Origin of the sequence: Sedimentibacter sp. (genome assembly GCF_032080165.1) — a bacterium.
Lineage (GTDB): Bacteria > Bacillota > Clostridia > Tissierellales > Sedimentibacteraceae > Sedimentibacter.
The window spans coordinates 46,909-65,580 of record NZ_DAMASY010000007.1; the positions used below are offsets into that span (position 1 = coordinate 46,909).

At 36.3% G+C, this 18,672-nt stretch carries 15 protein-coding genes, 1 pseudogene and 1 other annotated feature; of the genes and pseudogenes, 12 read left to right on the forward strand and 4 right to left on the reverse strand.

Annotation, left to right across the window (positions count from 1 at the left end):
* Positions 1-271: 271 nt before the first annotated feature.
* Positions 272-640: a LysE family transporter gene (locus tag RT412_RS10970; RefSeq protein ID WP_313344668.1), complete on the reverse strand. Its 369-nt coding sequence runs from the start codon at positions 638-640 to the stop codon at positions 272-274.
* Between the two features lie 335 nt (positions 641-975).
* On the opposite strand from RT412_RS10970, the gene RT412_RS10975 reads away from it, so the two are divergent.
* The 3 genes and pseudogenes from RT412_RS10975 (at position 976) to RT412_RS10985 (ending at position 3,192) form a co-directional block, all read left to right on the forward strand.
* The gene (locus tag RT412_RS10975) at positions 976-1,542 is read left to right on the forward strand and encodes an XRE family transcriptional regulator (protein WP_313344671.1); all 567 of its coding nucleotides are present in this window, start codon (positions 976-978) and stop codon (positions 1,540-1,542) included.
* Between the two features lie 47 nt (positions 1,543-1,589).
* Positions 1,590-1,991: pseudogene (locus tag RT412_RS17170) on the forward strand (hypothetical protein).
* A 118-nt stretch (positions 1,992-2,109) separates the two neighbouring features.
* Positions 2,110-3,192 (forward strand): GGDEF domain-containing protein, encoded by a 1,083-nt coding sequence (locus tag RT412_RS10985; protein WP_313344674.1) that lies wholly within the window; start codon positions 2,110-2,112, stop codon positions 3,190-3,192.
* A 430-nt stretch (positions 3,193-3,622) separates the two neighbouring features.
* Here the strand turns inward: RT412_RS10985 and RT412_RS10990 are convergent, their stop codons facing one another.
* Complete coding sequence (locus tag RT412_RS10990; protein WP_313344677.1) at positions 3,623-4,135, reverse strand: ferritin-like domain-containing protein; 513 nt, start codon at positions 4,133-4,135, stop codon at positions 3,623-3,625.
* A 118-nt stretch (positions 4,136-4,253) separates the two neighbouring features.
* Here RT412_RS10990 and RT412_RS17175 point away from each other — a divergent pair, with 118 nt between their 5' ends.
* The 4 genes from RT412_RS17175 (at position 4,254) to RT412_RS11005 (ending at position 10,719) form a co-directional block, all read left to right on the forward strand.
* Complete coding sequence (locus tag RT412_RS17175; protein WP_398439352.1) at positions 4,254-4,328, forward strand: hypothetical protein; 75 nt, start codon at positions 4,254-4,256, stop codon at positions 4,326-4,328.
* Between the two features lie 59 nt (positions 4,329-4,387).
* The gene (locus tag RT412_RS10995; RefSeq protein ID WP_313344680.1) at positions 4,388-6,355 is read left to right on the forward strand and encodes a TetM/TetW/TetO/TetS family tetracycline resistance ribosomal protection protein; all 1,968 of its coding nucleotides are present in this window, start codon (positions 4,388-4,390) and stop codon (positions 6,353-6,355) included.
* A gap of 232 nt (positions 6,356-6,587) precedes the next feature.
* Positions 6,588-6,844 (forward strand) — a binding site (T-box leader).
* A gap of 58 nt (positions 6,845-6,902) precedes the next feature.
* Positions 6,903-9,281 (forward strand): valine--tRNA ligase, encoded by a 2,379-nt coding sequence (locus RT412_RS11000; protein ID WP_313344683.1) that lies wholly within the window; start codon positions 6,903-6,905, stop codon positions 9,279-9,281.
* Positions 9,282-9,435: 154 nt separating this feature from the next.
* On the forward strand, positions 9,436-10,719 hold the full coding sequence (locus tag RT412_RS11005) for a 4Fe-4S dicluster domain-containing protein (protein WP_313344686.1): 1,284 nt from the start codon (positions 9,436-9,438) through the stop codon (positions 10,717-10,719).
* 144 nt (positions 10,720-10,863) lie between these two features.
* On the opposite strand, the gene RT412_RS11010 is transcribed toward RT412_RS11005, so the two are convergent.
* The gene (locus RT412_RS11010) at positions 10,864-11,436 is read right to left on the reverse strand and encodes a TetR/AcrR family transcriptional regulator (RefSeq protein ID WP_313344688.1); all 573 of its coding nucleotides are present in this window, start codon (positions 11,434-11,436) and stop codon (positions 10,864-10,866) included.
* 151 nt (positions 11,437-11,587) lie between these two features.
* On the opposite strand from RT412_RS11010, the gene ppsA reads away from it, so the two are divergent.
* From ppsA to RT412_RS11035, 5 genes are all read left to right on the forward strand, one after another.
* Positions 11,588-14,212 carry a phosphoenolpyruvate synthase gene (gene ppsA / locus RT412_RS11015; RefSeq protein WP_313344691.1) on the forward strand — a complete coding sequence of 875 codons (2,625 nt, stop codon included), beginning with the start codon at positions 11,588-11,590 and terminating at the stop codon, positions 14,210-14,212.
* A 417-nt stretch (positions 14,213-14,629) separates the two neighbouring features.
* Positions 14,630-15,253 carry a TetR/AcrR family transcriptional regulator gene (locus tag RT412_RS11020; protein ID WP_313344693.1) on the forward strand — a complete coding sequence of 208 codons (624 nt, stop codon included), beginning with the start codon at positions 14,630-14,632 and terminating at the stop codon, positions 15,251-15,253.
* Positions 15,254-15,331: 78 nt separating this feature from the next.
* Complete coding sequence (locus RT412_RS11025; RefSeq protein ID WP_313344696.1) at positions 15,332-16,204, forward strand: ABC transporter ATP-binding protein; 873 nt, start codon at positions 15,332-15,334, stop codon at positions 16,202-16,204.
* Positions 16,205-16,217: 13 nt separating this feature from the next.
* Entirely contained in the window at positions 16,218-17,015 is a 798-nt protein-coding gene (locus RT412_RS11030) for an ABC transporter permease subunit (RefSeq protein ID WP_313344698.1), read from the forward strand.
* Positions 17,016-17,019: 4 nt separating this feature from the next.
* Positions 17,020-17,820, forward strand: a complete 801-nt coding sequence (locus RT412_RS11035) for an ABC transporter permease subunit (protein WP_313344701.1) — start codon at positions 17,020-17,022, stop codon at positions 17,818-17,820.
* 287 nt (positions 17,821-18,107) lie between these two features.
* Here the strand turns inward: RT412_RS11035 and RT412_RS11040 are convergent, their stop codons facing one another.
* On the reverse strand, positions 18,108-18,572 hold the full coding sequence (locus tag RT412_RS11040; RefSeq protein ID WP_313344703.1) for a ferritin-like domain-containing protein: 465 nt from the start codon (positions 18,570-18,572) through the stop codon (positions 18,108-18,110).
* Between the last annotated feature and the right edge of the window lie 100 nt (positions 18,573-18,672).

An 18,672-nucleotide genomic window follows, 5' to 3' on the forward strand; every position in this document is an offset into this window, starting at 1 on the left:
CCATACCCTGAACCCTTCCGTTGAAAAAATATATGCTATCAACGGCTTGTCTTTAATCTATATTATGCAACAATTATGTCTTTGCCACAGCATTTCCCTAATAAATGATTTGTCGGATAAAATTGACGCATTTCACAAAAGAAGATTGTTATGCACACGGCATCCTGTTAAAGCTTCTCTGAAATAAGAATAGAGTTATATAAAATAAATCAAATCTATCACGATAAGATGAATGTGGATTTCATTATATCAATTAACAGAAGACTATTAATCAAAAAAGCAAGGAAACAGCGCAATATACAAGCAGCAGTGCCATTACGGTATTGACAACCTTACTGTGATTCTCAAAGAATTTTTGCAGTATAGAACCAAAGAGCGACCAGCAGCAGGTAGATACAAAACCTATAAAAGCAAGAATTATAGAAAAAATAGTGAGTATAAACACAGATTTATAGTAAGGAATAATAAAAGTTGAAATTGTTGTAATCCCGTAAAGAATAACCTTTAGATTAACAAACTGCAAAATGAATCCTGTAAAAAATGTGTTTGTATACTTTTCATTTCTGTCGATGCTATGAGGCTTGCTTTTATAAGTCTTCCATGCCAGCCATAAAATATATGCAATACCAATATAAGTCATTATGGACTTTATAGAAGGGATAAAATTAAAAAGTGTTATGCTGAAGAAGCTGCACAGAGCAATTATTATAAAGAATCCGAAAAAACACCGACGTTGAATGGTAAACTTTTTCTAAATCCGTATCGGCTTGCATTAGACATGGACATAATATTATTTGGGCCCGGTGTAAAAGTTGTTATAATGACATAAGATAAAAAAGCTGAAAAATTTGGCATTAGATATTTACCTCCTGAAATCTATGCGATATAATATACTTATAAACCAATATATTATATATGTGTAATATAATGGCATCATTCGTGCGATATATCGTCAATAGATCGGAGGACAAAAATTTGAATAAATTGAATATTATTATTGGAAAAAATTTAAAAAGACTTCGCGAAGAAAGAAAACTAAGTCTTGATAATGTCGCAAAGCTTTCAGGTGTCAGTAAAAGTATGCTCGGACAGATTGAAAGGGGAGAGGTAAATCCTACCGTGTCAACAGTATGGAAAATTTCAAATGGACTTAAGATATCCTTTACTCAACTTATGAACAGACCGGAAGCTGATATTGAATTTGTTGATAAAACTGGGATACAGCCTCTTTTGGGTGACGACGGGAAATTTAGAAACTATCCCATATTTCCTTTTGACAGCACAAGAAGGTTTGAAATGTATTCGCTTGAGATTGATGAAGAAGGCTATCTAAATGCGGAAGCACACCCACAAGGTACTCAGGAGTTTATAACAGTATTTTCAGGTGAAGTCAGTATTAGTATAAATAGCAGAAATATTATTGTAACTTCAGGTAATTCAATACGATTTAAAGCTGATATTCCGCATGGTTATAAGAATACCGGCGATGGAATATGTACATTAAGTATGGTTATTTACTATCCGCAGCAATATCACATGTAACAACTAACAACCGATAAAACCGGATTTTATGAAAGGAAATAGCATATATGAAAAATACCCTGATTGTTTAATATTCTCTTTTCCAAAGTGCGAAAATTTAGTATCAGAAATAGCGAAACAGACAGGCGGTGCTTTATTCCTTTGACTATAATGCCGCTGAAAAAGAAGTAAGAAATCAGATTACCCGAGGATTTTGCACTAAGCTAATATTTGGAAAAGAGCCAATTGATGAAATAATTGATATATACCTAAAGTATATTGTGGACGATAAACCTACAGCTCGGCAGTGCATCAAGGTGCTGCCCTTAATTGCAAAATACAAGCCTGATTTGAAACAGGATATAGATAACGCATTACAGTGTACCATCCCGACAAGATACAAGGAAAGTATGCAATCACTTGTGATGAAGGATATTCAAAAAGCCTTGACTGACATCAAAAACCTTTAACGGAGATTATGAGCAGACTCGGCAGCTCCGTGAATGATAAGAGTTGCTCATTCTGTTTGCAATTGTCTTTGTCTATTCCGGATATGACTGCCAAAGATAAAACAAAGGAATAACACTAATGGATAACTATTTTTTATATATAACAATTATAGATTTACTGATTCTGACATTGATGTGCATTATGGCACTCCGAAACGAATTGATGGAAGGTAAGCAAAAGTACGGATTCATTATTTCCTTTATGCTTATTGGGTTAATCTCCATTGCGGAGGTTGTCACAGTAGTAGCTGACGGAGCGGCATTACAATTTCGATGGGTGAACATTCTTTTTAATTATCTGGGATTTGCTTTGACCCCGCTTGTTCCGCTGATGTTTGGCGCATCTATTGGCAACTTCAAACAAAGAGTCAAACTATCGCTCTTTACTATTTTAACATATGATTTGTTTTTGGCAGTTTCTATACCATTCGGTCTGGTTTTTTACGTTGATGCGAATAATGTGTATTCCAGGGGACCGCTGTTTAACATCTACCTTATCATATACTTGATTGGCATAGTATACTTGTTTCTGGTAACATTCAGAATGGCTACGAAATATCAGAACAGGAATCACATGCTATTGTACGCGCTACTGATTTTTCTGGTAATTGGAACCACAGTACAGATTATCAATCCATCGGTACATGTGACATGGCTGTGTGTCACAATGCTGTCTGTTATCTATTATGCCTATTGCAATGAATTGTGGCACCAGGTTGATGGACTTACCGGACTTTTGAGCCATCAGAGCTATATCAGCAAGACATCCGTATTAAATACAGACATGACATTGGTTATGTTTGATGTTGATGACTTCAAGCATGTCAATGACACCTATGGCCATTTAATTGGAGATAAATGCCTGATTTGTGTAGCGGAGTGCATATGGGAAGTATATGGAAAACATGGATTTTGCTATCGTATAGGTGGTGACGAATTTTGCGTTCTCCTTTGGGATGCCCACAATATAGGGATGATGAATAGTGAGTTCTGCAGCAGGATTGAAGTAAAGCGAGAGAAAGTAAAGGAACTTCCTTTTGTTTCTGTTGGGTATGCTCCATTCCACAAGGGTGATAGTATAAATACTGTAAAAGATGAAGCTGATAAGCAGATGTATGCTTTTAAGCAACAGCGGAAAGCAGACAAAACGACCGGTCAATGAAGTTATTCTGTTGATCCGTTAGATGCGTCATGGTTTGTCGTATAAAATTCACATTATCATCCTGAGTATACAATGGATTAAGATTATCTGATACAGTTTGACTTACAAACTGCAATTAATAGATAAGACATAAAGACATGGGAGCGATTTTTTGATGTAAAATAATTATAAGCAAATTTAGATGCAGACAGGGTTGTGTTTATTCAGGCTGTACTGAAGGGTTCCTATTCGGAATTTCCGAGGATTAGTTTTTGAAGGACTTCATCTATGATAACACCTGCCATTATAGTACTGTGCAAATATGATATAGGCTATAAAATAAAAGTGAAGCGGAAGTTATGTAACAAGTCAACAGGGAGCAGAAAGAGGCTCCCTGTTGTGCGTACATTAGAAACAATACGTCATATCATTACAGCTGATTGATATTTTCTTATTCAAGCTCATTATATTTTTGTGTATCGTATTTTAGTAACAATTGTGTTAAATGCTCAGCATGCCCCTTTTCATCGTTAATTATTGTATACAATACATATCTGACATCAGAATAGGGTATTGTAGCTAAATGCTGTTCATATAGGAGAACAGCTTCAAATTCGCCTTTAATATCTTCTCTTACGTTATTCAAGATAATCTGCTTTTCGTAATTTGGTGCATATATTTGCATAGGTGATTTAGGACCTAATTTATTGCCTATATGATCTTTATATGCTTGATATTGTGCAGGGTCATATTTGCGAAGCAAAGTAAGAATCATACCATAGTGATTTTTTTCATCTCCCATGATGCTTTCCCAAGCTGCATTGATGTCTTCCATGTTTGAATTTGCAATGTGGTCTTCATAGCCGTTTATCGCATCAATTTCAGCTATTAATATCTCTCTTAATTTATTAGTATTAAGATATGCGATTCCTTGTGGCTGACCATATGGATGAGTGTAACTCATATAGAACCTCCTATATTTGGCTTCTTGCGTTGATGTACATAATATACTATTCATACATGATTAATTATGTTCATGCTCAATAGAAGAACTACATGAAACATAGAAAAGATGTTATAAGATTGATGATATTAAAACAGTATTTATGACACATACTCATGAAGACCATGCAGGGGGACTATATTTTCAGAATTAAATTGAATTGTTTATAAACATAATGTAAAATTATATTTATCAGAGAAAAAAGGGGTTATTATGAAAAAAACAATAGGAATTTTTGCTCATGTGGATGCAGGGAAGACTACTTTCACAGAACAACTTCTTTATAATACAGGCAGCATACGAAATCTCGGAAGAGTTGATCATAAAACTTCAAGCATGGATACTAATGAAATAGAACAGAATAGGGGAATTACAATTTTTTCTGATCAAGGCATTTTTCAATTTAATAATGATACCTATTATATCATTGATACACCCGGACATATGGATTTTTCGGCAGAGACTGAACGATCCATGGCTGCCCTTGATTATGCAATTTTAATAATAAGCGGGAGCTCGGGTGTTCAAGCTCACACTACAACATTATTTAACTTATTGAATTCATACAATATTCCTGCTTTTATTTTTATTAATAAAACGGACATAGATAGTTTTAATCTGCAAGTAATAATAGATGACATTAAAAATAAGCTTACCGGTGATATACTATATCTGAATTCTGCAGATGATATAATTAATCAATACACAGCTGAATTTGCAGCGGACAGAGACGATACCTTTTTAGTATCTTATTTACAGGAAGATTACAGTGCAAAAGATTTATCAGAGGTTGTTATAAATCTTATAAAAAAGAGACTTTGCTTTCCTTTAATGATAGGATCTGCATTAAAGGGGATTGGAATAGACAATTTTTTAGAAGTATTTTCAAAGCTGTCTAAAACAGAATATCAAGAAAAAGAAGATAATCATTTTGTAGGAAAGGTTTATAAGATACGCCATGAAGATAAAGGAATAAGACTGACATTTATAAAAGCCTTATCTGGAAAGCTACGCATTAAAGATGAATTTACATTCAAAAAAGACGACTTCACATCTTCGGAAAAGGTAAACGAAATAAGGGTTTATAAAGGTAAAAAGTATGAAAATAAAAATGAAGTATCAGCCGGAGATGTATTTGCCGTTGTAGGTTTTAAATCTCCTGTATGTGGTACGATGATAATATCAGGTGAAACAACAATAGAGAAAGTCAGTGATTTTCACTTAACTGCAGCGCTTAAATCCAGGGTAAACATATTAGATAAAACAGATGTAACAATATTAATGGAAAAACTGCGAATATTAGAATCTGAAGATCCGGCGTTATCAGTTACCTATAGAGAGGAAACGGAAGATATATTAATCAGCGTAATGGGAAGGATTCAGCTCGAGATATTAGAGTGTGTTATGAAATCCAGATTTGGAATATCAGTTGGTTTTGAAAAACCACAGGTTGAGTATAGAGAAACTATATTATCAGAGGTAACGGGGTATGGGCATTTTGAGCCACTTCGTCATTATGCAGAGGTACAACTAAGACTAAAACCAACTGTACGTGGCAGTGGAATCACTTATGAGAGCCAGTGCCATGTTGACAATTTAATTATAAATTATCAAAATACAATAGAGAATCATGTATTTGAAAGAGTTCATAAAGGAGTGTTAATCGGTGCTCCAATAATGGACATAAAAATAATTTTAACGGATGGTCGTTCTCATATTAAACATACTGAAGGCGGTGACTTTAGAGAAGCTACCTATAGAGCAATAAGGCAGGGCTTGGAAAAGGCAGAATCTATTTTATTAGAGCCATTTTATAGCTTTGAGATTTATGCTGAAGAAACTTACATGGGAAAAATTATGTCTGATATACAAAAATTAAGAGGCACTTGTGAACCACCTGTTCTTAATTGTGGAAATGTTTATATAAGAGGAAGAGGACCCGTGGAGTCTTTTATGGATTATAGTATAGATCTAATATCATTTACTAAGGTCACAGGAAGCATAAGCTTAATGTATGCCGGATATGGCTTATGTGAGAATTCAAGTGAAGTAATAAATAAAATAGGATATGACAAAGACAGAGATGCAGAGAATACATCAACATCTGTTTTTTGTGCAAAGGGAACTTCTTTTACTGTACCATGGTATGAAGCGGAGAAGTACATGCATACAATCAATTAAGATCAAAGCATATTCAGAGTTTTTAAAATAGAGTTTATAAAAGTACCAATTTTCTCATTGCTAATAGGAAGGTGTATCCATGGGACATATTACAAGCAAAGATGCCTATAAGGTTGTATGAGCTTGTTGAAAATTAAAGTTAAACCTAAAAAGTAATTAAAGGGTGAAAAAAAGAATATAAGTATTGACTTATTGAATATAATAAAATATTATAATGTAAACGAACACGAACAAAATGGCGTTGATGAGGAGGAGTACGTACTCACCCGAAGCAGAGAGAGAAGATGGTTGGTGAAAATCTTCGTGAAGGAAGTATGGAAGTAGCCTTTGAGTTGTGAACCGAAAAGATATCCTTAGTAGGCTTCAACGGAAATTTCCACCGTTAAAAGGAAAGCAGTATCAGATAATGTATTTTATCCCGTACTGGCAGAGCGCAGATTCATATCTGAATTTAGGTGGTACCACGGACGCATATAATCCGCCCTAAGCAAATGTAAAAGCTTAGGGCGGATTTTGTTTGTGTTCGAAAAATTCAGGAGGTATTACCATGCAGAAAAACTATGATTTTAAACAAGCAGAAAAAGAAATGCAAAATTTCTGGGAAGAAAATTCTATCTACGACTTTGATTTTAAAAGCCAAAAAGAAATCTATTCTATTGATACACCACCGCCTACCGTTAGCGGCAGCCTGCACATAGGACACATTTTCTCTTATACGCAGGCAGAAATGATAGCGCGTTTCAAACGTATGCAGGGTTATAATGTTTTTTATCCTTTCGGCTTTGATGACAATGGTCTGCCAACAGAAAGGCTTGTTGAAAAGGATGAGGGGATTGTTGCAAGAAATTTGCCAAGAAGTGAATTTATTAAAAGGTGTGTTACAACCTCTGCGAAATATGAAAAGGAATTTAAAGATTTATGGCAATCTCTTGGATTCTCGGTTGACTGGTCACTTCAATATGAAACCATTAACCCTATAGTTCAGCGAATATCGCAAAAATCCTTCATCAGGCTTTTAAAAGACGGAAAGGCGTATATGAAGGAGTCGCCGGTTTTATGGTGTACCGAATGTCAAACTTCAATAGCTCAGGCAGAATTAGAAACTATCGAAAAGGACACTGACTTCAACTATATTAAATTCAAGGTAGGTGAAGAAGAATTAACAGTTGCCACAACAAGACCGGAGCTGTTGTATGGCTGTGTTTGCCTGTTTGTAAATCCTGAGGATGACAGATATAAAAGGTATATCGGGAAAAATGCCGCAGTTCCTTTATATGGCTATGAAATTCCTGTATTGGCAGATGACAAGGCTGATATCAGCAAAGGAACAGGTGTTGTTATGTGCGCAACCTTTGGCGACAGTACGGACGCAGAGTGGTATGAATTTTATAAACTGCCTTACAGGAAAGTTATTTTGCCTGACGGTACAATAGATGAAGGTGTTCCTTTGATTGGAGGGATGAAGGTTCTGGCAGCCAGAAGACATATTATGGACCTTCTTTCAGGAAGAGGGTTACTTTTGGAGTCAAAAAGTATCAAACATACTGTAGCGGTACACGAACGCTGCGGAAAGGAAATCGAGATTTTGCCGTCAAAACAGTGGTATATCGATATTCTTACCGATAAGGAAGTGTTTTTAAAAGCAGCAGATAAAATCAATTGGTATCCTGAACATATGAAAAACAGGTATTTATTATGGGTTAAAAATCTTAAGTGGGACTGGTGCATATCCCGTCAGCGTTACTTTGGTGTTCCATTTCCCATATGGTATTGCAAAAATTGCGGCAAGGTTGCAATTGCCGGTGAGGAGATGCTGCCTGTAAATCCGCTTGAAACAAGGCCTGACAAGTCCTGTTCCTGCGGGTGTGACGAGTTTATTCCGGAGAGCTCTGTCTTTGATACATGGGCAACTTCATCAGTTACCCCTCAGATAAATGCAAAATGGGGTGAGCAAAATGACATTTCAGACAGAATTTTACCTATGAGCTTGAGAACACAGGCTCATGAGATTATACGCACATGGGCATTTTATACAATAGTTAAAAGTCTTTACCATACGGGAGAGATTCCTTGGAGGGATATAATGGTTTGCGGTTTTGTTCTCGCTAAAAAGGGAGAAAAAATCAGCAAATCAAAGAGCAACTCTGAATTATCACCCAAATTGCTTATTGAAAACCATTCTGCAGATGCTATAAGATATTGGGCTGCGAATTCCAAACTTGGAACAGATACGTTTTTTTCAGCTGATGAATTAAGTATAGCTAAAAGGTTTATTACAAAGCTATGGAATGCATCTAAGTTTTCAATATCTCATTTACATGACTTCAGCGTAAATGCCCATGTAGATTTGATGCCTGCAGACAAGTGGATAATTGAGCGATGCAGGCAAACCGCCATTAATGCAGGAAAGCTGCTTGACCGGTATGAAATAGGGCCGGCCAGACATGAAATTGATGATTTTTTCTGGAAGGATTTATGTGACTATTATTTTGAAATTGTTAAGGAGCGTTTATATCAGCCTGAGGTACATGGATATAAAGAGCGGCAATCGGCACAATACGCTCTATATTACTGCATGCTCAATATATTAAAGCTATACGCTGTTTATGTTCCTCATATCACTGAATATATTTATCAGGAATTTTTCAGACAGAAAGAGAACAGTATTTCTATACACAAGTTGTATTGGGAAACTGATATGGCGGTTGATGATGATAGTATACTTTTTGGAGAAGGACTTAAGGACATTATTGCTGAAGCAAGAAAGTATAAGTCTGAGAATTCCCTGTCGATGAAAGCGGAAATTGAAGAGATTGTAATTAATACAGATGAGAAATTTACGGGATTGTTTAAGCAAACTATAAATGATATTAAAGCATGCTGCCGGGCAAAGAAAATAATATTCCGGACTCCAGCAGATAATTGATTTTACTGTTAACTTTTAGTATTCTAAATCTGAGACCGCAGTAAAAATACTGCTGTCTCAGATTTAATTTAATGCTTCTGATGACTTATGTGGATAAATATGGTATAATAAAACAGTTATAAGTTTATCTAAACTACATTAGGAAGGTGTATCCATGGGACATATTACAAGCAAAGATGCCTATAAGAATTTAGAAGAAAGAATCAATTGGTTTACGCAAGGGGCTCCGCCAACAGACAGTTTGTATAAAATTTTGCAGGTTCTATATACAGAAAAAGAAGCTGAATTGGTCGCGCTGTTGCCGGTTCGCCCATTTACTGCAAAAAAAGCAGCAAAGATCTGGAATATCAGTGAGGTGAAAGCGGAAGCTTTTTTAGAGCACCTTTGTGAGAAGGCGTTACTTGTGGATTCATTTTATAAAGGGGTACGCCAATTTGTAATGCCGCCGCCAATGGCAGGATTTATTGAATTTGCATTGATGCGCACAAGAGGTGATATTGATCAGAAATATTTAAGTGAATTGTATTATCAATATATGAATGTAGAAGAAGATTTTGTTAAGGATTTATTTTTCGCAACAGAGACGTATCTTGGACGAGTTTATGTGCAGGAGCCGGTTTTGACTAATGATAACACGATTCATATTTTGGATTATGAAAGAGCAAGTCATATTATTGAAGAAGCAACTCATATAGGTCTGGGAACTTGTTATTGCAGACATAAGATGTTACATGCAGGACACCCATGTGAAATAAATGCCCCGTTGGATGTTTGCCTCACATTTGGAAATGTTGCCCGTTCTCTTGCAGAAAATGGACAGCATGCGAGGCTGATTGATAAGAAAGAGGCAATGGATGTATTAGAACGTTCCTATGCAGCAAATCTGGTGCAGATTGGTGAAAATGTTCGTGAAGACCCGGCATTTATTTGCAATTGCTGCGGTTGTTGTTGTGAAGCCTTGCAAGCAGCAAGAAAATTTAGCCCGATGCAGCCGGTGGCTACTACAAATTATTTACCTAAGATTTCGAAAGAATGCGTAGGATGTGGTAAATGTGAAAAGGTATGTCCGGTATTAGCAATTTCTACGCAAAACAACAAAGAGGGTAAGGCGGTAGCTCAAGTAGATAATGAGGTATGCCTTGGTTGTGGCATATGTGTGCGGAGTTGTCCTAAAAATACCATTGAATTAGTGCGAAGAGAGGTTCAAGTCATTACTCCGGTGAACAGTACCCATAGATTTGTACTACAAGCAATCGAAAAAGGAACCCTCCAAAATCTCATATTTGATAATCAGGCATTTGCCAATCATCGTGCGATGGCGGCAGTACTTGGAGTTATTCTTAAATTACCACCTTTAAAGCAGATGATGGCTAGTAAACAGTTTAAATCCATATATTTGGATAAATTGTTATCAAATAAAAGTGATAAAAGTTCGTAAAAATGTCTGTAGATATGATTATGTGGACTATGAAAAAGCTTTGATCACCATATGTAGTGGTTTTAAGCAAAAATGAGTAAAAATCGGGCATAAAAAGTGTTTTTTTTGCCCGATTTTTTATTCAAGTCCGTTAAGTGTGATTTATTAATTACCCGATCCAAACAAGCCATAAAAAAACAATTTACCTAAATCGCTTTTTATTTTAATGCTTAAATTAGACTGCAGTGCTTTATTTATAGCATGAATGTAAATTAAAATTGATTCAGAAGAAATATCACTGTCGAGATCCCCCTCTAATTTACCTTGCTTTATTAGTTTCATAAATAAAGGGATGGTTTTATTTTCTCCATACTCATCAAGAAATTTCTTAATCAGCGGATCATTAATAAACTCAATTTGATTAAAAATTTTACTAAATTTATCGCTGGCTTCACTGGAAATAAAATGCATCTTATTGACCTTTTCCTTAAAAGAGAGATTACATTCAATTAAATCTTCCCCGTCACTCATTATATCATCCATCATTTTATAGAAAGCCTGTCTTGCTAAATTTTCTTTACTTTGAAAAAAGTTATATATACTCACTTGAGATACATTTGCACTTTTTGCAATTTGAGCAATACTGACATTTTTAATACCACGCATTGAAAAAAGTTGAAGAGCAGCATTTAAGATATCTTTCATTTTGTTTTCTCTTCGGATTTCAAATCCATTCATATAATTCACCTCACTATCAGTGTAACAAAATTTATGAAATATATCAAGGGAATATTTCATAAATGTATTGACAATATTAATATGAAGATGTATCATGAAATATATACTATAATTATTTCATAATTTTATGTTAAGGCGAGGAGGAATTTGTATGAACTCTTATGTGCTTAGTTTTGATGAGATTGATAAAACAAAACTTATGGTTGTGGGAGGGAAAGGATTAAATTTGGGGGAATTGTCTAAAATTGAAGAGATAATGGTACCCGAAGGATTTTGCATCACAACAGAAGCTTATAAAAAAGCAGTGGAGTACAATGAACAGTTTAACACACTTATAGAACAATTATCATTGCTGCAAGCAAGAGACAGAGAGAAAATTGAGGAGATCAGCAGGAAGATTCGTAAAGTTATTGAAGAGAAAGAAATCAATGAAGAAATTAAGTCGGAAATTATCAGATATATAACTAAGTTTGGAAAAGAGGATGCCTATGCTGTGCGTTCAAGTGCTACAGCGGAGGATTTACCACTTGCATCATTTGCCGGGCAGCAGGATACCTACTTGAATGTAGCAGGCATAGATTCCATCCTGTATCATATCAGGAAGTGTTGGGCGTCTTTATTTACAGATCGTGCTGTAATTTATCGAATACAAAATGGATTCGACCACCGTAAGGTATATTTATCTGTGGTGATTCAAAGAATGATTTTTCCTGAAGCTTCGGGAATTATGTTCACAGCGGACCCTGTAACCTTCAACCGGAAAGTACTTTCTATCGATGCAAGCTATGGTCTTGGGGAAGCCTTAGTGTCAGGTCTGGTAAATGCGGATAATTACAAGGTTCGAGAAGGCAGGATCGTCGACAAGAAGATTTCTGCAAAAAAATTAGCAATTAGTCCTTTGAATCAAGGAGGGACAGAAGAAAGAAAAATTGAACAGGAAAAACAAAAGGCACAAACTTTGACTGATGAACAGATTTTACAGCTTGAAGGAATAGGAAGACGTATTGAGTTGTACTTTGCCCACCCTCAAGATATTGAGTGGTGCTTGTTTGAAGGAAGGTTCCATATTGTTCAAAGCCGGCCTATCACGACATTATATCCAATACCGGAAGCAGAAGGTTCAGAGAACCGTGTGTATGCCTCTTTAGGACATTTACAGATGATGACTGAAGACATTAAACCTTTGGGAATGTCATTTTGTCAAATGCTGTCATTCTGGTTCGGGCAAAATTTAAAGCCGGCCGGCGGGAGGCTTTATATAGATGGGACATATGATCTGTCTTCGCCTATTGGAAGAAAGGTTTTGATTTCCAGTACCGGCAATGCTGACATACTGATGAAGAATGCTCTGGTTAACTTAATGAAACGTAAAGAATTTATTAAAGGGCTTCCAAAAGGCAAGGGTTCCATCAGTACAAGTTCAGGGGCGTTATCATGGATTATGCCGGCGATTAAGGTGTATAAGAAAAATGAAGCTAAAGAAATTAAAGATATAATTTCCTACAATGAAAAATTAATAGATGATATGGAGCAAAGGATCAAGACATTGTCAGGAGATCAGCTGTTTGAATTCATTTTACAAGATACAAGGGAGTTGAAAACTGTACTGACAGGACCTGAAAACATGAAAATGATGGTAGTTGGAGGTCTCGTATCAAGCTGGATCAATAAAAAAATGGAAAAATGGTTAGGAGAAAAAGGTGCAGTGGATATACTTTCTAAATCTGCAGAAAACAATGTTACTACTGAAATGGGGTTTGCACTTTTAGACGTAGCTGATGTCACCAGGCAATATCCGGCTGTAATCGAATACTTGAAGCATGCATCAGATGTGACTTTTTTTGACGATCTATCAAAATTAGAAGGCGGAAAAGCGGTTGGCGTAGCCATAAAGGTATTTCTTGAAAAGTATGGTATGCGTTGCCCGGGAGAGATAGATATAACGAAGACACGTTGGAGTGAAAAACCAACGGCTATCATTCCTATGATTCTCAGCAACATAAAAAGCGTCGGGCAAACCTCAAGTGCTGACAAATTTGAACAAGGGCGCCTGGAAGCATTGGCAAAGGAACAAGAGCTATTAAGCCGTCTGGAACAATTGCCTGGAGGAAAGTCTAAAGTAAAAAAGACAAAGAAAATGATTAGTGTTTTAAGAAATGTTATTGGTTTCAGGGAGTACCCTAAGTACTCTTTTATAAGGCGTTTTCAAATTTATAAAAATTCCCTTTTGAACGAGGCTTATATATTACTGAAAAAGGAACTTATTGAAGAGACAGAGGACATTTATTATCTATCCTTCGAGGAATTTAGGAATGTTGTTCAGACGCAAAAGTTAGATTACAGTATCATTGCCAAGAGAAAAAAAGCATATGAAATATATGAGAAACTGACACCTCCAAGAGTAATGACATCTGAGGGTGAAGTAATCTCTGGAGAATACAATACAGAAAATATACCTGAAGGTGCTTTGGTTGGGGTTCCGGTTTCGTCGGGCATCATTGAAGGAACAGCAAGAGTTGTGTTGAAGTTGGAAGAAGCAAATATAGAGGAGGGCGATATTTTAGTAACATCATTTACCGATCCAAGCTGGACACCATTGTTTGTATCTATCAAAGGACTTGTGACAGAGGTAGGGGGATTAATGACCCATGGTGCAGTTGTGACTCGAGAGTACGGTATCCCTGCGGTGGTGGGAGTTGAAAATGCCACTAAACTAATAAGGGATGGACAGAAAATTCGAGTAAATGGAACAGAAGGTTATATAGAAATATTGTAACAGTGCGGAATGCAGTTGCTTTGCCCAATTAGGATGAAAAGTCTCTATGACTTTGTTTATAACCCCAAAACAATTTTTAAATCTGCAGTCAGGCAGAAGCACATGAGGCTATGTTTTTCTTTTGAGAAGCATAGCTTCTTTTTTATTGCCTGATGTGGTGAAAAAGAATAGAGGAAACCGAAATGGCAAACGAAACAATGCATATCTTTTTCTCTCTGAAAGTTATCTTCTGCTCTAAGAACCCTCAATGCCAGAGAAAGAACAACAAGTCACTCCATCTGTAAGGTCATGGGACCACGAGACGCAAAAAAAACTTGACCACTTTGGTCATTTGTTATATAATAGTAAACGACCGAAGTGGTCATTTGGTTATTTACAGGAAATATTAATATTAAGAAAGAAATGTGGGAAGCTATCATGTATTTGAAATTTAATAATTTAGAACAGGAGAAACGAGAACGCATTATTAATGCGGCTATTAAGGAATTTGCACGAATTGGATATGATAGGGCATCTACAAATGAGATTATTAAGGAAGCGAATATAGCCAAAGGTTCCTTATTCAATTATTTTAGCAGTAAAAAGGAATTATATTTATTCCTGCTCGATTATGTTGTTGAGGTGATTGATCAAATCTATGATGAAGTAGATTTGAATGAAAGAGATTTTTTTGAAAGAATTAGACAATTCGGATCAGTTAAATTCAAAATTTACAAAAAGTTTCCTCAAGCATTTGATTTTCTAAAGGCTGTAGCCAGCGAGGATGCCGATGAAGTGAAATCCGAAATAAATAAAACCCGTAAACATCTCATCGGAAGCGGTTTGGACAGAGGCTATCAAAATATAGATTGGACAAAGTTCCGTGAAGATATTGACCGAGAAAAAATGATTAATATAATTAACTGGACCTTGCTAAGTTTTGCCGAACAACAAAGGAATCAGGTTAATTCCATTGAAGATGCCGGCTTGGAAGTGCTTGATGAATGGGAAGGATATTTTGATATAATGAAACGTTGTTTTTATAAAAAGGAGGAACAATAATATGCAGGGTCAAGGCCTACGGGGTCGAGATAAACAATTTGAACGACTGTTGGAACTTTTAAAGAAAGGAATGGGATTATGAGCGTAATTGAACTTAAAAATCTAACAAAATTTTATGGAAGTCAGCGAGGGATAGAGGACATCAGCTTTAATGTTGAACAAGGTGAGGTTCTTGGATTTATCGGGCCAAACGGAGCCGGAAAATCTACGACTATTCGTACATTGCTTGCCCTGATACATCCAACATCCGGGAGCGCGTCAATCTTTGGCAAGGATTGTATCAAAGAAGCGGCGGAAATAGCGAAAGACGTGGGATATCTGCCCGGTGAAACAGCTTACTATGACAACATGACGGTTCGTGAACTTGTGGGGTATGCGGCTGATTTATATGGCAAAAACTGTGATGACAAAATAGCGGAGCTGTCCAAACGTCTGAATTTGGACTTATCGCGCAAAATCGCGGATTTGTCTTTGGGTAACAAAAAGAAAGTTGGTATTGTGTGCGCGCTTCTTCATTCGCCCAAACTTATCATATTAGATGAACCCACAAGTGGTTTAGATCCCCTTGTTCAGCAAGAGTTTTTCGATATTTTGAAAGAAGAAAACGCAAAGGGCGCGACTATTTTCTTTTCATCTCACGTTCTGTCTGAGGTGCAAAAAATCTGCGACCGCGTGGCTATTGTTAAAAACGGTAAGATTATCGGCATTAAAAAAATCAGCGAATTGCACGCGAATAGTCATAAAAAGATTAGCGTGGAGGCGGATGTGATACCGGACGGACATTTTGATATGCAGGGCGTAACAAACTACAAGCTGGAAGGAAAAAGCGCAACGTTTATGTATATGGGAAATGTTGCTGATGTTTTGAAAAAAATGTCTGCTTTGAATGTTTACGATGTTTTTATTGAGGAACCGACCTTGGAAGAAATTTTCATGCACTATTACAAGTAGAAGGAGGTTCAAAATGACTATTTTTAAATACGAGCTGAAACAATTAAAGAAAAATATCATTATATGGGCGTTATCTATGGGAGGGCTAATCTTTCTGATGCTCCCTGTTTATATTGGTTTTTCTTCAAGTGGAGATATAACAATGATTGATGCGATGCAAAACAATCCTTTGCTTGAGGTTTTGGGCGTAAGTGCCTCGTTCATGACTACTCCGCTTGGTATGCTTAGCTTTTTGGGCAGCTTTGCTATGACGGCGGCGGCGATTCACGGAATGAGCATAGCCTTTTCATCGCACACAAAGGAATATACAAGCAAATCAGCGGAATTTTTGCTGACCAAACCGCATTCGCGAGGTAAAGTTTTTTGGGGAAAGTTTTTCGCTTGTGTGGTTGATAGCTTGATTGTGGGAGCTGCTTATATAATAGGGGCGGCTGTAGCGTTATTGACGATTAAAGATATAAGTATTGATTGGTGGTCTTTCATATTAATTGCGAAAACGCTAATATTGGTAGAGTTAATGTTCGTAGTTTTCGGCACAGTAGCGGGAACATTCTTCTCGAATGTACGCACGCCTGTTCTTATATCTTCATGCGTTATGCTTGTGCTGTTTTGCCTGAGTACAGTGTCTAAAAAGATAAATCTGCCGATATTGGGATATTTTACCCCATTTGCATTTTTTAGTCCCATAGATATAGCTGAAACGGGATTTTATGAGTGGAATTTTGTGGTGTGGTATGTTGTGCTTGGCGTAGGATTGCTGTTAATCAGCTATAAAAAATTCCTCAAAAAAGATATTGTGTTTGGAGGTTGAAAATATGAAAGCGATATTTCTGAAAGAACTAAGGCTAACACGAAAAATGCTTATTATTTGGCTTTCTCTGATCATTATGCTCACAGGGTTCGCCGCGATAGAGTTTGTTGTGCTTAAAGACGCGTTGGCTGATATAGCGGAATTGGCAGACAGTTTTCCCAAAATAGTGTTAGTATTGTTTGGAATGAACGGAGCCCCGGTCGATACCGCCTTGGGTGCTTATCAATGCATGGTGTTTTGGTCTAACTTGCTTGCATATTTCTTTGCGGGCTTTTTGGGAGTGTTCGCGGTTGCGAGAGAAGAGAAATTCGGCACAAGCGAATTTTTGTTTTCAAAACCATATAAGCGTTCCGGTATTGTTCGGGCGAAAATTTGGGCTGCCTTCACAAACCTCGCAATATTCTCGCTTACTGTAGGGATAATGTCCTACTTGTGCATAATTCTTCCGCTGGGTGATATGAGCATCGTCGGCACGCATATTATTACAACCATTGGAATGTTTATCACGCAAATTGTTCTGTTCGCGATAGGGCTGCTAATTTCAAGCATGGCAAAAAATTATAAATCTGCAAGTCTGCTTACAATGGCTGCTGTCATGGTGTTTTATGTGATTAACTTTGCGCTTGATTACGTTGGCACAATGAATTTCTTGAATTTTTTGACACCGATAAGATATTTTGAAGTAGTAAGCGTATCGGCAAACGGCTTAAACCCGCTATACATTATACTTTCGCTCGTTATTATTTTAAGCAGCTTCTTTGAAGCAAGCAGACGATACACCGGAAAAGATTTACGAGCTTTGTAATGATGAATATTTAGCCCATCCATCCACTGTCGAAGAAGTTGTGACAAGCGGAAAAGCATTGATTCGACCGATCTGTTCCGGATGCATTGCTTGTCTGCTTTGTGCTCATCATGCTGACATATCAGCTTAATAAGCTGATATGTGCAAAGAAGGTGAACGAAGTTTCTATGAGCGAGGCGCTTAAGGCGGTCACTGAATAGAATAAGTCTTTATATCCATCTTAAGTTGAGGTCGCAGTAAAAAGAATTGCGGCCTTGTACACGTAAAATCTGCTTATGATTTTCTATTTATTTTAAATCATATAACATATACTCTAAACAAGACTTATGACGATGTTCTTCGTAAGCCATATGAGTGAAATAAATAAAAATGCTTATATTAGTTGCTCTCTTAGCAATGTTTCTATAATATGTAGACATTTCAAGCTTGTTTTTTATAGCTATTTTCAACCCACATTTAAAGTCTGTTGGTATTTCGCCTTCAGGTATTTGAGTTTTTTCTCCTCCCATCTTTGAAATCAACATGTTAGCCCATTTAAAATGTTTTAATTCATCTTTTTGAATGTTAGATATAATTCGTTTATATTTAAAATTTTGAGTTAAATCATTTAAACTTTGATAAAATTTATATAATTGAGCTTCTTTAATTATAACATTAATTATATCGTTTATTAAATGACTATCGCTTTTACATGTACCACAACCAATGCTTTCTTCTATTTCATCATTGAGGTACTTATTATAGTAATACACATTTACCCTCCTCTTATAATAAAGAATATAGACTATAATATTCCTTAGCATTAATTTTGTGAGTAAATGGCTTATTTATAACATATACTTATAATAAATT